General features: G+C 46.7%; 13 protein-coding genes. All 13 read right to left on the bottom strand.

The window, feature by feature from the left end; genetic code table 11:
• Window positions 1-106 precede the first annotated feature (106 nt).
• The gene (locus tag IGI66_RS18315; protein WP_438849875.1) at window positions 107-2173 is read right to left on the bottom strand and encodes an LTA synthase family protein; all 2067 of its coding nucleotides are present in this window, start codon (window positions 2171-2173) and stop codon (window positions 107-109) included.
• A gap of 257 nt (window positions 2174-2430) precedes the next feature.
• Window positions 2431-4233, bottom strand: coding sequence for an FtsX-like permease family protein (locus tag IGI66_RS18310; protein ID WP_114525794.1), 1803 nt, complete (start codon window positions 4231-4233; stop codon window positions 2431-2433).
• Between the two features lie 13 nt (window positions 4234-4246).
• A complete protein-coding gene (locus IGI66_RS18305; RefSeq protein ID WP_010778878.1) occupies window positions 4247-4999 on the bottom strand; it encodes an ABC transporter ATP-binding protein in 753 nt (250 codons plus the stop codon).
• A gap of 80 nt (window positions 5000-5079) precedes the next feature.
• A complete protein-coding gene (locus tag IGI66_RS18300) occupies window positions 5080-5439 on the bottom strand; it encodes a YxeA family protein (protein ID WP_010778877.1) in 360 nt (119 codons plus the stop codon).
• 153 nt (window positions 5440-5592) lie between these two features.
• Window positions 5593-7179, bottom strand: coding sequence for a ribosomal protection-like ABC-F family protein (gene abc-f / locus IGI66_RS18295; protein ID WP_438849874.1), 1587 nt, complete (start codon window positions 7177-7179; stop codon window positions 5593-5595).
• A 429-nt stretch (window positions 7180-7608) separates the two neighbouring features.
• Window positions 7609-8154 (bottom strand): CD3073 family putative ECF transporter S component, encoded by a 546-nt coding sequence (locus tag IGI66_RS18290; protein ID WP_010778874.1) that lies wholly within the window; start codon window positions 8152-8154, stop codon window positions 7609-7611.
• On the bottom strand, window positions 8151-8651 hold the full coding sequence (locus IGI66_RS18285) for a CD3072 family TudS-related putative desulfidase (protein WP_438849873.1): 501 nt from the start codon (window positions 8649-8651) through the stop codon (window positions 8151-8153). The genes IGI66_RS18290 and IGI66_RS18285 overlap by 4 nt, the downstream gene beginning before the upstream one ends.
• Window positions 8652-8679: 28 nt before the next feature.
• Window positions 8680-10056, bottom strand: coding sequence for an L-seryl-tRNA(Sec) selenium transferase (gene selA, locus IGI66_RS18280; RefSeq protein ID WP_438849872.1), 1377 nt, complete (start codon window positions 10054-10056; stop codon window positions 8680-8682).
• A gap of 15 nt (window positions 10057-10071) precedes the next feature.
• On the bottom strand, window positions 10072-11196 hold the full coding sequence (locus tag IGI66_RS18275; RefSeq protein WP_438849871.1) for an aminotransferase class V-fold PLP-dependent enzyme: 1125 nt from the start codon (window positions 11194-11196) through the stop codon (window positions 10072-10074).
• Between the two features lie 41 nt (window positions 11197-11237).
• Complete coding sequence (gene selB, locus IGI66_RS18270) at window positions 11238-13115, bottom strand: selenocysteine-specific translation elongation factor (RefSeq protein WP_438849870.1); 1878 nt, start codon at window positions 13113-13115, stop codon at window positions 11238-11240.
• A 4-nt stretch (window positions 13116-13119) separates the two neighbouring features.
• On the bottom strand, window positions 13120-13386 hold the full coding sequence (locus IGI66_RS18265; protein WP_010778869.1) for a DUF3343 domain-containing protein: 267 nt from the start codon (window positions 13384-13386) through the stop codon (window positions 13120-13122).
• 101 nt (window positions 13387-13487) lie between these two features.
• Window positions 13488-14081, bottom strand: a complete 594-nt coding sequence (gene yedF, locus IGI66_RS18260; protein WP_114525800.1) for a sulfurtransferase-like selenium metabolism protein YedF — start codon at window positions 14079-14081, stop codon at window positions 13488-13490.
• 49 nt (window positions 14082-14130) lie between these two features.
• Complete coding sequence (gene selD, locus IGI66_RS18255; protein WP_438849869.1) at window positions 14131-15153, bottom strand: selenide, water dikinase SelD; 1023 nt, start codon at window positions 15151-15153, stop codon at window positions 14131-14133.
• Between the last annotated feature and the right edge of the window lie 331 nt (window positions 15154-15484).

Below are 15484 nucleotides of genomic sequence, written 5' to 3'. Positions count from 1 at the left end.
AGACAAGAAAAAAGCCAAACCCTGCGGCACTTTCTTTTTGGAAAGTTTTTCAGCGTTTGGCTTTATATTTGTAAAGTATTTTTTGATTTTTCTTTACAGTTGGAAACTATTGGATCGGTGGATAAAGGGCTGTGGTCGTTTTATTGCCGTTCTTCGAGTAAAGGCTGGTTGATTGGCCGCCCTTCTCTTTTTCGATCTCCGCGTTCTTTTTATCCAGATCGTGATAGTCGTATTTCTTCGGATCAACAGGCGTGAACCCTTCTGGTGTATAGAAGCGCAGCAGATTTTCTTGGTTCAGCTTGTCGGACAGGCTCAGCGCTTGCTTGACTTGCTTTTGTTCCTTATCGATCTGAGGTTGGATACCCAAGGCTTGAGGATCAACCTTTTCACCCGTCTTCGTATCGTAGGTGTCGCCGCCTAATTCCGTATACGCAGGTGAAACGAAATCACCATTACGGAAAGCCACGGTTTGATCGTGTTTTGGAGAAAACAGATCGGTCCCGAATTGAATGTATTTTTGATTGTCGATTCCCATCAAATGCAAGAGGGTTGGCAAAACGTCGATCTCCCCGCCGTACTGATGTTGGATACCGCCATTTGTATAGCCTGGGATATGGAACATCAATGGCACCCGCTGCATTTGAGAATCGTCAAATTTATCCCAAGTCGTAGGATCTTTTCCGATTGCCTTTGCGAGATCTTTATTGTTGCTGTCAGAGATCCCAAAGTGGTCGCCGTAAATCATAAAGATCGAGTTTTGATAAATGCCTGACGCTTTTAGATAGTCAAAGAATTGGCGCAGCGATTCATCCAAGTAATGTGCCGTCCGAACATAATCATCGACAGTGCTGTTGCCCGTCTTCAATGCAGGGAAATTAAAGTTCTTTCCATCCGTCAAATAAGGCGTGTGATTGGTAACGGTCAAGAATTTTGAGTAAAACGGTTGTTGCAAGTGTTCTAGATGCCCTACCGTTTCCTTCAGCATATCCTTGTCCAAGATCCCGTAGCCTAGATTTTCATCCGACTGATTGAAGTAGGAGCGATCGAAGAAATTTTGATAGCCGAGATTTTTATAGACGTGGTCGCGATTCCAGAAGCTGCCGACATTTCCGTGGAACACGGCGCTGGTGTAGCCTGCTTGCTGCTGTAAGATCGCTGGAGCGGCCTGGAACGTATTGTCCGAGCCTAGTTGTGTAAACAGCGAACCTTGCGGCAACCCAAACGTACCTGTTTCCAGCATATTTTCCGCGTCACTGGTTTTCCCTTGGCCGACTTCATGGAAGAAATTATCAAAGGCCAGCGTTTGTTTATTGTCGTTTTCTAAGCTGTTTAAGAATGGCGTTACTTCTTGTCCATCCACTTTCATATTGATCAAAAATTGCTGGAAGCTTTCCAAATGGATCACGATGATATTTTTTCCCTTCGCGATCCCGTACTTGCTTGGATCAGGCGCCGCATAGTGGGACTTGGTATATTTCAAAATATCCGTTAATCCGTTGCTTGAGGCGTGGGCACGCACACTGTTCGTTTGCTCCGTCTTGATGCCGTCATACACGGTAAAGGCGTCCAATCCCAAATATTTTACAATATAGGAACGGTCAAAGGTCCGTTGCAATAATTGCGGCCGATCGGCTTCACTCATGGATAGGTTGATCGAGAAGGTCAACGCGGCCAAACAGCTCACAGCGATGGCAACAGTTTTTTTGGCAGGCTTGCTGACGATTTCTTTGCGCTTGGCAAAGAGGTAAATCAGAATCCCTAAAAATACTGCCAAATCGATCCAGTACAACACATCATGGGGCTTCATCAAGGCAAAGGAGCTGCCGGAGATGCCTTGCGACACTTTAGAAAAGCCTAAAATCGATTTGATCGTCACAAAATCGGTGAATTCACGATAGAAGATCACGTTCAAATAGAGGATCACGGTGTTCAACAGATCCATCAAGAACAAGACCACCAGAGCCGGCTTGAACTTTTTGACGTACAAAAACACGCCAAACATCAACAAGGTCGTAGCGATTGGATTGATCCACAAAATGAAGGTTTGAACGGACCCCTCTACACCTAATGAAAAATCTACGTAATAGGCTAAAATCGTTTTCGCCCAAAAGAGCATACTCGCTGTCAGTAAAATCACCCAGCGGTTGCTAAAAGCTTTTTTTACCCGGTTCATCCGGAACACTTCTTTCTCTATTAAATTGTCCGTATCTACTATAGAGCAGATTTTAAAAAAATGCATTTTAAATTAAGCTTCATCGCTCAATTTTACATTTTGAACGTAAATCGTTTTTTTACGTTCAAAATGCAAAGAAAAATCCCGATATACTTGCTTTTTGTAGCATCCCTTACCCACTTTCCAAGACATAAAAAATTCACATTCTTAAGAAACTGGGATAAAATAACAAAAAAACCGGCATTGCCGGATTTTTGTTACCCCTCGCGTTTCATCACGATTCCTGTATAGATCCACACTGTCAATAAATAATAGACAAAGTATAGCACGAAGAAAATCAGGAATGGCAGCCAGAGATTGCTGTAGGGATCACTTAGGAGCGTGTTGAACATTTGCAGTCCAAAGAGCACGTGGGTCACCCCTAACAGTCCTGGAACTAGGAAAAGAATGCCGATCTCTTTGCGAATAGATTGTTTCAAGAGCTTTTGGCGTGCGCCGATTTTTTCCAGCATGCTGTATCGTTGGATATCGCTTTTGGCTCCTGACAAGATCTTGAACATCAGGCAGCTTGCCAGCATCGTCAAAAAGGCGATCCCTAAGAAGAAGCCCATAAATTCAAAGCCTGAGAACAAGGCGTTGTATAGCTCATAGACCAAAGCTTTCTGGCTCATCCCACCCATATCCTTGTCTAATGTCGGATTTTTTTGGAAGTTCTCATTGGCTAATTTTGTCAAGGCGTCTCGGTCTTTCTCGAAGTCCTTCACCGTGATTAGACGTAATTCCGTTGTTTTTCCCGGCAACGCCGCAAATTCTTGATTGGAGACAAATTGATGCTTCTTGGCACTTTGTTCAGGCAATTCCAAGGTTCGGAGCTGGTCTGACGCAGTGACATCGCTGGCTAATTTCTCCCCATCAAAGCCAACCGTCTTTGTTTGGCGGTTTGAGGTAAATATTTTGGTTTTGAAAGGTGTTTGATTGAATTGTTCCCGATCGTAATAAACGGTATCCTTGTCTTCTTTTTGCTGATACGCCACATCGGAAGAAGTCGAGAGCCCTTTTAAATCAGACGCGGTGAATTCTTGCCCATTGTTCAGCACAAGATCATAGGTTGAAGTGGCGTCCGTCATTTTCATGATCTCATTGTGAAAGCCCAACCCAACGGTGATCGCTCCTAATGCAAGAGCAAAGAGCATCGCCACCATGGATAAAATCCTCGTGTAATCCTGGATACGGAAACTTAGTTGCGAGAGCGTGAAATTGTTCAATTTTTTCAACGCGATACTGTCCCGACGTTTCAACAGGTCTAAAACGAAGATCAAGATCGAATGGAAAACAAAATACGTTCCTAAAACAATCGTGATCAGGGCAGTGATCAAGGCGAAAAATGCCAAGGTCATGACTTGTGACATCATGAAATAGCCGATAGCCAGAAACGCGATGCCCGCAATTACCTCTAGCAGCAGCGTAAATGGTTTGCGATTTGCCGGCATCGGTGTCTCGCCTGCTCGCAGCAATGTCAGGATCGGCTTTTTCACGATCGTCATGGCGTTGACAAAGGCTGCCAACAGAAAAATGACAGTGAAAAAAATCAACGTAAACAGCGCTGCCGACGAACTGACGGCCGTAAAGTGGGTAATCTTGATCGCCAACTGTTTGACCAATAATTGCTGGACGACACTGCTCAATCCAATGCCCAGGACGGTTCCAACGATGGTGGCACTGACGCCAACCACAAACGTTTCAATAAATATCAATTGAGCGATCTTGCGTCCTTTTGCCCCAAGCATCATGAACATCGCATAGTCCTTCTGGCGCATCGTCATCAAGAAGGAATTGGCATACAGAATGTAGACAAAGGTAATGATCGACAGCAAGACCGTTCCTAAATGAAAAATGAACACGATCGATTTGACCATGGAGTTGCTTTCTAGGAAGGCCGTATTTGTAGCCAAACCTTCAAACATATAAAAAATTCCTGAAGCGACGACTAAGCCGGAGAACAAAACGATGTAATCACGCAAACGTCCCTTGATCCCAGTAAGTGATAATTTTAAAAGCATCGAACGGCACCCCCTACTGTTCCAAGTTCCCGAGAATACTTAAAATCTGACGATAAAAAGCTTCCCGCGTTTGATTTTCTCGTTTCACCTCTTGATAGATCACGCCATCTTTAATGAAGAGAATTCGTTGACAATAGCTGGCTGAGAAAGGATCGTGGGTCACTAAGAGAATCGATACTTGGTCCTTTTGGTTCAATTCCTCCATCGTGTCCAACAGATCCCGGGCGCTGTTTGAATCCAATGCTCCTGTGGGTTCATCCCCAAGCAAGATCGTCGGCTGTGTGATCAAGGCACGTGCTGCCGCCACACGTTGCTTTTGCCCGCCAGAGATTTGTGCAGGATAGCTGTTTAAGATCCCGTCAATCGACAAACGCTGCGCGACTTCTGAGACCCGTCGATGGATTTCTTTAGCCTTCACGCCCTGCAAGGACAAGGGCACAGCGATATTTTCCGCCGCCGTTAGATTTTCTAATAAATTAAAGTCTTGGAAGATGAAGCCGATCTCGCGGCTCCGAAAATCTGCCAATTGATTGCCAGACAATTTAGTGACATCGTCTTGGTTGATGCTGATTTGTCCTTCTGTCGGCTTGTCTAAAGTCGCTAATAAATTCAACAGGGTGGATTTTCCTGAGCCTGATGCGCCCATGATCCCGACGAATTCTCCTTTTTCTACTTCAAATGAAATGCCTTTTAAGGCTTCCGTTTTTTTCTGATTGCCTTTGCCGTAGGTTTTCTTTACGGCATCGACGGTTACGATTTTTTCCATGCTATCACTCCTACATTCATTTAAAAAATAACTTTCAGCACCGAAATGCTGAAAGTTTATACCTGTTTTCTGACAGAATATTAAACGCCTAGTTTTTCTGCTGCTTTTTTGGGCAGTTCCTTTTGTTGGACCTCTTCATAGGAAGTGACCCCTTTGCTCTTGTTCCACGTTACTTTAAGAAAGGCCTCGCGTCGCAATGGACGATCTTTGTTGGCGTTGAAATCCAAGTCCTTTTTCTTGCCTTCCTTGTCATAGCCAGGCAATTCATATTTATAATCGACGAAGTCATTGCCGCTATCGTCTTTCTCGTTGAGACGTTTCCCGTCTGTGGTGATCTGAACGTAGTAATCATCCCCGCTTTTCACAACTTTATCTGCTATTTGTAAGCCTACATAGGCGAGAACGATTAAACTAATCAAACCAATCAAAAATTTTTTCATCACTGATTGCTCCTTTTTTCTTTCTACGCCTACTATACAAACTTCCTGCAAAATCAACCATTGATAGAGCCTAAAAACACCTAACAGTTTTGTCATTTCAGTCATTTCCCGCAAAAAAACCAGCAGCCACGCTCCATGACTGCTGGTCCAACGCTATTGTATAACTGGCAACGTGTGCTTGCAAATGCTTCCATCCGTTATTGCCAACTGCCCATCCGTGACCTCCCGCAAAAAATACCGGTCGTGGGAGACTACTAAAATCGTTTCTTCATAAGCGGCTAAGATTGTTTCGAGTTCTTCTTTGCCGGCAATGTCTAAATGATTCGTCGGTTCATCTAAAATCAAAAAGTTGATTTTCTGTTGCAAAAGTTTCAATAGATAGATCCGCATTTGTTCGCCGCCAGAAAGGTCTTGGATTCGTTTCGTCACATCTTCCGCAAAGAAACCGAATTGCGCCAGTGTTCGGCGCGCTTTTTGTTCTTCTGGCAGCACGTCTTGCACATAGGCCAGCAGACGTTGCTTGGGGTTGGCAAAAAATAGTTTTTGGGGAAGGTAGCCGATCTTCACATTCGCACCCAATCGAATCGTGCCCTCATCCAACGAAGTTTCTCCCAATAGACAGCGGATCAACGTGGATTTGCCGCTGCCATTCGCGCCTGTCAACGCCAACCTTTCTTGCCGATAGATCATGAAGGTTGAATCTGAGAACAACAAGCGGTCGCCGACAAACTTGCCGATTTCCTCAGCCACAAGAACTTCTTTTCCTGAGCGATTGGCTTGCGTGACCTGCTGCAACCGATTCTTGCCAGATTCTGGCGGTTTGATCAACGCGTGTTTTAATTTTTCTATTCGTCTTTCGATTTCTTTCGCTTTACGGAAAAAATCTTCATTATCGCTTTCCTGACCCCATTGGCGATACCGGCGACTCATCCGCTGCAGCCGTTGGATTTCCTTTTGTTGCAGGTCAAAATTCTTTTGCAGCAACACGATTCTTTCGCGTTTGAGTTGTGCATAGTTGCTATAATTTCCCGGATAGCTGACGGCTTGCTCCCCTTCAATCTCCACAATACGCGTCACGACCGTATCCAGAAATACCCGATCGTGGGAGATCACCAGATACGCCTGTTTGCTGTGGCTTAAATAATTTTCTAACCAATGAATGCCGTCAATGTCCAGATGATTGGTCGGCTCATCCAGAAGCAAAACGTCTGCTGGTTCTGTCAATACTCTAGCTAATTCAACGCGGACACGCTGCCCTCCGCTCAATGAGGAAAGGGATGCCTCAAGTTTTTCCTCAATGCCTAAGCCCTTCATCGTAGCAGCGATCCGATCCTCTAATGTATACCCGCCGGCTTCTTCATAGCGCTCTTGCAACTGCCCATATTTTTGCAGCAGCACCTCGAAATTTGCCTGCGGATCGGTCATGGCTTCCTCGATTTTTCGCAAGCGTTGGCGTAAAGCGGCAACTTTTTCAAAGCTGTTGAACAAGTAGTCTTTTACACTCGTCTCGCTGTAGGCCAATGTTTGAGGAACATACCCGATCGACACTCCTTTTCGCCGCGCGACAGTTCCAGCTTCGATCCCTTCTTCGCCTGTCAATATGCGCAGCAGCGTGCTCTTGCCACAGCCATTCATTCCTACTAAGCCTATTTTATCGCCTGGATAAATCGCGAGCGTCAACCCTTCAAAAACAGGGCTCGTACTAAATTTTTTTGTGATCATGTTTGCTTGAATCAACATCGTGTTTCTCTCCCTTAGTCGAGACCACGGGAAAAATAAAAAATCATGTTTGGATATTCCAAACATGACCCTGTTATTATTTAAACGTCTAAAAATTCAGGATTTTACCACATGGTCATGTATTTTCTTTTATTGTCAGTGTTTTTGAGCATACTTCTCCCTTGACCACTGATTTAAAAGCAATTGCATGACAAAAGCTGATATGAAAACGTAAGCGATCTTCATTCAACGTTATTTTTGACACACAGACCATTGATAAATTCCCTCCTTTCGTGTGTTTCGTCCACTAAAGAATACCATACCTGAAACCGGCAACAAAGAATTCTTTTCTAACCAACAAAAAATGAGCAAGCTTCAACTAATTCCGTCGAAACCCACTCATTTTAAATGTTCTAGGCTAAGTCCCTCAGCCGTAGAAGGTATTCACGCTCATTTGACAGCAAAACGCTTCATCTGCGGCAATTTGATAAACCATGCGACCAGTAAACAGGAAACGATCTTGTCGACGATATTTCCCATGACTGCGCCCCAATAGGTGGCACTGATCATTTCTTTGCCAGACGCCCTGAGCGCCATAATGACCACGTCCGTGCCTGATCCGGTAAAGCCGCCGAACAACGCCAATCGGATCGGTGCACCGATCATCGGGCAAATAACGGCCAGCAATATCCCTGCGATCAATGCTTCCTTATAGCCAAATCCCTTTTTCGCCAATAACGCTACGACGATAGCGACCGCAACATTCACTAAAGCGAAGGGGATCGCCATTGGTCCGCTAAACAGTCCCATCAGCAAATTCGTCGTTACTCCGGTCAAAATCCCGTAGCCCATCCCAAAATTCGCCGCAATATAAATCGTTCCCATTGTATCTAAAAATAATAGCGGAATCTTCATCATGGAGACAGCTTCACCCAACACAACATTCAACCCGACCGCAATGGCACACATGGCGATCACTTTTGCCTTACTATTCATTTCTTCACTCCTCTTTCTAAAAACACCTGCAACGAGTCATTAAATTCTCGTTGTTCCTCTTCTTCGTACCACGTGGGTACTTCTAAATAATTGTTCGCAATCTGTCTTTTTTGACATTCTTTAAAAAATTCTTCCATTAATACGCCGCGTTGTCCGCTGATGGCGCAATTAGGGCTTTCATTTATACCGATCACCCCTAGATATTCATAGCCTTCTACTTGATAGGCTTGAATCTGCTGGATGCACGGGGCCAGCAGCTCCTGACACGTCTGGCGAAAGTCCGGCAGCTCGTGGTATTCCTCGTAGGTCATCGGTGGACGGTCGCCGCCTAAGACGATAAATTCTGGACACGGCAATTGAATGAGCGCGATGCCGCGACGCAGCAGTTCGATCGCGAAGGGAAAGGCGCCCCGTGCCCGTTCCCACCCATGGATCACGGCATTTTGGTTCAAAACACAATGCGACACGACGACCAATTGTTTTTGTGGTTGACTCATGTTTACTCCTTTATGCTAACCCAATACACTATCCGAAGATTTCCTGCAAGCATTCTTGGATCATCGGGAATTCTTCGACAGCGATGGTTCGCATATCTAAGAAATTGCAGTTGTCCTTGATGCGGCTGATGATCGGGGTGACAGCAAATCTTAATTTCTCTTGCAGCTCGTCTGGAGAGAATTTCTCACAGCTCAAGACCACCGCATACGTTGGCAACAAGTGTTCTGGATACGAACCGCCGCCGATCGTGCTGCTGTCTTTTTCGATTTTTATACTCAATTCAGTGATTGGCTGAAGCATCGCCGCAAGCTCCGCGGCTTTTCCTAAACAGTCTTCTTCACTTAAACTGATCATTTGCAGCGTTGGAACTGTTTTTAAGGCTTCTTTTTCATCTAAATACAGCGCCAAAGTGGCTTCTAGTGCAGCCAGCGTCATCTTGTCGATTCGCAAAGCGCGCAGCAGTTGGTTTTTCTTCATCTTTTCGATGTATTCTTTTTTCCCAACGATGATCCCTGCCTGCGGTCCGCCCAACAGCTTGTCACCGCTGAAGGTCACGATGTCGCAGCCTTGATCCAGCACTTCTTTCACCGTCGGTTCATAAGGCAAGCCGAATGGCCGCATATCCATCAACAGCCCGCTGCCTAAATCATTGATCAGCGGCAAGTCGTTGGCATGAGCAAGCGTTGCTAAATCCGTCAGCTTCGGCGTTTCCGTAAATCCGACGATTCGATAATTGCTCGTGTGGACTTTCAAGACGGCACCCGTCTCTTCTGTCAGCGCGTGTTCATAGTCACGCAAATGGGTCTTGTTGGTGGTGCCGACTTCCACGATCGTTCCGCCGCTGGAGGTCACTACGTCAGGGATTCGGAAGGCCCCGCCGATCTCTACTAATTCACCCCGTGAGACCAAGACTTCCTTGTCCTGCGTCAGTGTACTCAGAACCAGCAGGACAGCCGCTGCATTGTTGTTCACGACCAAGACATCTTCTGCGTCTGTGAGCTTCTTCACGATAGAGACCAAATGGCTGTAGCGCGAGCCACGCTTGCCGCTCGAAAGATCCAGCTCCAGATTTGAATAATTAAAACTGGTCGCCAGCAGTTGTTCTTGGATCGTTTTACTCAAGGAAGAACGTCCTAGATTCGTATGGATCACGGTTCCTGTCCCGTTGATCACCCGCCGCAGTGAAAATTGTTTTTCCTCTAGCTGCTTGTGGATCATCGCCAGTACCTCTTCTCGGTCAATCACGGTTTTCCGTGTGCCCTCCACCACGGATTCCCGCAGACGGGCAACGACTTCTTGGGTCGCCTCCTTCGCTTTCCCATGAGGATAGACGGGATCGATCTGCTTCAGTAAGACATCCACTGAAGGCAGACTAGCTAAAATAGTTTGAATTTCTTTTGACATAGGTCACCTGCTTTCCTAGCGTAACGCCAAATTTTGAATCGCTTCTAAGACGGTGTCGATCTCAGACTGCGTCGTAAAGTGAGACAGCGACAAGCGAACAGTTCCACGATCCGCCGTTCCCAACGCGTCATGCATCAAGGGCGCACAGTGATACCCCGGTCGTGTCGCGATGCGGTACTCTTCCCATAAAATATCACTCACCAATGCTGATTCTGCGTCCTTGATGTTGATGGAAAAGACAGACACTCGCGGATCAGATAACGCACCATACACCGTCACACCCTCGATGTTCTGTAATCCTTTGGAAAAATAATCCCCTAACGCTCCGTTGCTCTCGTTGGTTTGGAGCCACTCGACACTCGCCGCCAGTCCTGCCAAACCGGGAATATTCAACGTGCCAGCCTCCAGCAACGTCGGTAATTCCTTCGGCTGAACTTTTGAAAAGGACTGCATCCCGTCACCGCCTGTGAGAACAGGTTCCAGCGGAAGATTTTTCAACAGGCAAACCCCGCCAGTCCCTTGTGGCCCGTACAAGGATTTGTGCCCTGTAAAGCACACTGCCGCGACTTTTCCGTCAGTCAGATCAATGGGAACGACCCCAGCAGTTTGTGACGCATCGAGAATCAGATAGAGTCCTCGCTCTTCACAAAAGGTCGTGACCCATTCGAGATCCATCAGATTCCCTGTGACATTACTGGCCTGATTGCAGACCACCGCCTTCGTTTCAGGGCGGACCTTTGCAACAAACTCGTCGTAACGTAGACGTCCGGTCACGGCTTCGCTGGAAACCACATCAAAACGTGCGCCCTGCGCCTCCAATTGGTACAGCGGACGCAAGACCGAATTGTGCTCCCAAGAAGTCGTGAGTACATGATCGCCGGGTTGGATCAAGCCCTTTAGGACTTCATTCAGAGCCACCGTCGCATTATTGGTAAAGGCGACCTCATACCGCTGATCGGCGTGAAACAGCGCTTTGATTTGATTGCGTGCCTTCTCTGCCACACGGTACCCTGCTAAGGAATACCCGTGGGCACCGCGGGAAGGATTCCCATAGTCACCTGTAAGGGTCGCTGTCATCGCCTCTGCCACAACAGACGGTTTTTGCGCCGTCGTGGCCGCATTGTCCAAGTAAATACCCATTCCTCTGCCCTTCTTTCTTTCTTCGTTCTCTAACTCGTGTCCTAGCCTAATACGCGGTAATTTTCCACTCGTTTGGTGATCCCTTGTTTATCCATGTACTCTAGGATCAGCATTGATGATTTCCGGCTAGAATCCGTCAAATCGCGAAAATCTCCCAGCGTCATTTGTCCATGAGCCGTGATCGTGTCTTGGATCACCTTCACCGCTTGGTCGAATACCGTGCCTAATAGCACATATTCATGAGTCAAAAAGACGACCGTATCTCCGTTCAACGCCTCCAAGACTTCCTCCGCATTTTTATCTAAGCCAAACAAGTCTTCTTTTTTCACCGGAGTGAAGCCATTTTTCGCAAGCGTTTGTTCGATTTTTTCTTTCGCCGCTTGCTGGTAGCTGTTAAAGACAACATCGAAGGTCTGCAAAGCAAGTCGGTCGTTTGCTTCTTTGACAAGATCTGCTTTTAATAAGGCGATCAAGGTAGAGATTTCCTTCTCGGCAAGAACCCCTCGCATCCGCGAACGGAATTCTTCGATCGGCATCCCAAACCGCAGCCGGTATTGCTTATGATACGACGACAAAATCTCCGTTGCCTGCTCTGCAAGCTTTTGATAACTCGCTTGTGCCAGATAGCCGACCTTCGTCTCCATCACCCGATCGGCTGCGACCATTTCTGCTAGGATGGGCTGAATTTCTTCTTTTCCAGCGCCTAAATATTCTTGCAGCTCTTTTTCCTTTGTAAATGGCTGCTTTTTATTGACCATAAAATCGGCGATCAATTCATCCAAGCTGCCGTCTTCTTTGGCCTTCAGGCTCTCAAGAATCTCTACTTTGAAGCGGCGGTGTTTATGAGGCGCCGCATCGAGAACCTCCCCGCCAGCGATGGTATGCATCGGCGAATACGACCGCAGAATGAACCGATCGCGCTCTTTGACAGCTACCTGCTCTTCCAAGCGGAGCTGTAAGAAGCCGTCTTCCCCTGGCCCGATCCAATCAACGCCTAACGGAACGGTCCGCGCCATCACCTCACGGGTACCGACTAACAATCGAACCCGATCCCAAAGACCGATGCCGGTTTCCACTTCTGGCAAACAGGTGACTTTGACATCCAGCATCCACGTGTCTTCCAATTTCTCTGATACCGACAAAACATCCCCCCGTTGAATCTCGTCGGTGGCGATGTTGGCTAAATTTAAGGCCGTCCGCTGCCCTGCTTGTGCACTTTTTACATCCGTCTCATGGACTTGGATGTTTCGTATCCGCGTCTTTTTTTGACTTGGATAAAGATACAGGTCGTCCCCCGCATTCACCGATCCATCCAGTAAGGTACCGGTCACGACTGTCCCGAATCCTTTGACACTGAACACGCGGTCCACGTTCAGCCGTGCGGACCCGCTGCCTGAACGCTCCTGAACCTCTTCCGAATGAGCCTGGATCGTTGCCAACAGCTCCTTGATTCCCGTTCCGGTCACCGCATCGGTCTCGATCAGCTCCGCCTCAGCTAAAGGCGTATCCGCCAATTGGTCGCGAATATCCTCGACCACCAGCTCCTTTAATTCGGGATCGACCGTATCCACTTTGGTCAAAACCAACAAGAACTCACGAATGCCCAACAAGGTCAAAATATCGATGTGTTCTTTTGTTTGCGGCATGATCCCTTCTGCCGCATCGATCACCAATAAAACCAAATTGATGCCCGGCAAGCCAGCCACCATGTTTTTGATGAATTTCTCGTGCCCAGGCACATCCACGATCCCGACGCGTTTGTTATTCGGCAGGTCCAAATAAGCAAAGCCTAAATTGATCGACATCCCGCGTTTCTTTTCCTCACTGGTGGTGTCCGTCTCAATACCGGTCAGCGCTTTGATCAGGGTCGTCTTGCCATGATCGATATGCCCTGCCGTTCCAATCACTATATTTGCCATTCCGTTATCCTTTCTGAATCAATTCATAGTCCGTTTTCAAGCCCTCTTGAGACGCATGATAAAAGCCCTCCGAAACGATCTCCGCTTCTGTCAGCAAAAGGGTCAGGGACGCCTCTTCAGCCAGTGGATATTTCAAAGAAAAGCCGCAACTGGCATGAATCTTTTCCGGTGTGGGAATGATTCGAACAGCGAGTTGGGCTTTCTTCGCGATTTCCTCAGCTTTCATGGCCTCACGGGTCGAATAAAACAACGCAACTCCGTATGTTTGCATAAAAACTGCTCCTTCATGATCAACTAGTCATTCTTCCTTCGAAAAATGCTCTTTCGTTTCAACCTGTAGGTTTTTACTATTTGGTAATGCATTTGTTTTGCTTATGGTTTCACGATTTTTGGTGCTTGACGCATCATTTCTACGATTCGGTACATATTTGTGACCTCACCGACAGCCGCGGTCAACTCATAGAAGTTCAGGCACGCGCCGCAAGCGTAGATCTCCACGCCCTGCTCCGCCAACCCGCGAATATCCTCCAGCGAATCAGACCCTTCAACGACGGATTGCACACCGCCATTATAGAAGATGACTTTTTCAGGTAGTACATCTTGTTCCGTCAAGGAATAAATGAAGCCCTTCAACAGGTTTTTCCCTAATTCATCGGAACCCCGCCCCATGACATTGGTGTCCACCACGACGATATAATCGTCAACGGTTGCGATCGCCTCAGCGACCTGCGGCTCCTCGTCATCGATCATATCTGCGTTTCCTTTTGAAATGACCACTTTGTAGTGATTCGGCGCATCCTGATCCATCTGATAAATATAGCCAAGCTGCTCCGCCATTTTTCTTAAGTTTTGTGTCGCGATCTCATTGTCCACTAAGGTTTCCACGACATCGTGTTCTCTCAAAGCTTTCTTTGTTTCAATCACCGGTAACGGACACGCTTTTCCTAATGCATCGATTTTAAACATTTGGTTCACTCCGTTCTTTTTTATCGTTATTGTCTGCTGCAAGCAGAGATTAATAAACAATCAATTCCTTGTCTTGTTTTTCAATGATCGCACCAAAATCCTGTGCGGGAATCCCGGCTGCTTGTAATTCCGCCACTAGCGCTGCCGCTTCATCCGCTGGTACACTGACCAGCAATCCACCAGAGGTTTGCGGATCAAAGAGCAATTCCTCGATCCCAAAATCATTCAATTGAAAATCGATCTTGTCTTCCATATAATTCCGATTGCGCTGGCCGCCAGCCGTCAAGATAAATTCCTTCGCCCCTTGGTAAGCTTCCTCAAAATATGGCAGACGTGCCGAATCGATCTCCGCACTGTACTGACCATTCACCATTTCATGGAGATGCCCCGCCAATCCAAAGCCGGTGACATCCGTACAGCTATTGATCTCGTAGTTGCGGATGATCGCCATCGCATATTTATTCAAAGTCTCCATGCTCGTGGTCGCTTTCACAAACGCCTCTTCACTGATTTCCTCTGCGCTATAGCCCACCGTAATGATGCTCACGCCCAAAGGCTTCGTTAAAATCAAATGATCGCCTAACTGACACGTATTGTTCTGGTAGATCTTCGTTGGATCGATCGTTCCTGTGACAGAAAGACCATATTTGACAGACGAATCATGGATCGAGTGCCCGCCGGCTAAGATCGCCCCTGCTTCTTGCACCTTCTCCGCGCCGCCCCGCAAAATTTCTTTTAGAATCCCTAAATCCTTTTCTTCTGGAAAGGCGACGATATTTAATGCTGAAAGCACCTCGCCTCCCATCGCATACACATCGCTCAGCGCATTGGCCGCCGCGATCTTCCCGAAAAGGTACGGGTCAGTGACCATCGTTGGGAAAAAATCTAATGTCTGGATAATCGCCAGATCTTCTCGTAATTTAATAACAGCAGCATCGTCAGTTGAATCAAATCCCACCAGTAGTTTTTCACTAGTCGCTTTCGGCAAATCTGCCAAGAGCTCCCCTAAATTTCCTGGTCCAATTTTTGCATTACAGCCGCCGCAGACGATTAATTGTTGGACTGTTTCCATCCTCTTCACCATCCTTCACGTGTTCTATTATAACAGTTTGTTTTTTGTTTCTCTATGTAAATTTTCGTCTCTCTTTGTTAAGAATAAGATACGCCTTTTTCTCTCGTGTTAAGCGATTGCATAAAGAATTTTCTTTTATTCTCGTGATTCTTGTCACGTGTTTTTTATACGAACTCTTTTTTGGGGACTTGTTTGCATTTCAGACGGTTTTTTTTCGATCCAATGACCTCTCCAATCATCAAGAAATTCTGAGACGCAACATCGCTGGCCCCTGACGCGCGGGAAATAAAAAACGGCCCGCTGTTTTTATCTTTTTAAACCGGCATAAAAA

The sequence above is a fragment of the Enterococcus sp. AZ048 genome (assembly GCF_051715125.1).
GTDB lineage: Bacteria > Bacillota > Bacilli > Lactobacillales > Enterococcaceae > Enterococcus_A > Enterococcus_A gilvus.
The sequence above is the reverse complement of the archived record's forward strand: the minus strand, read 5'-3'. Positions and strand labels throughout refer to the sequence as shown.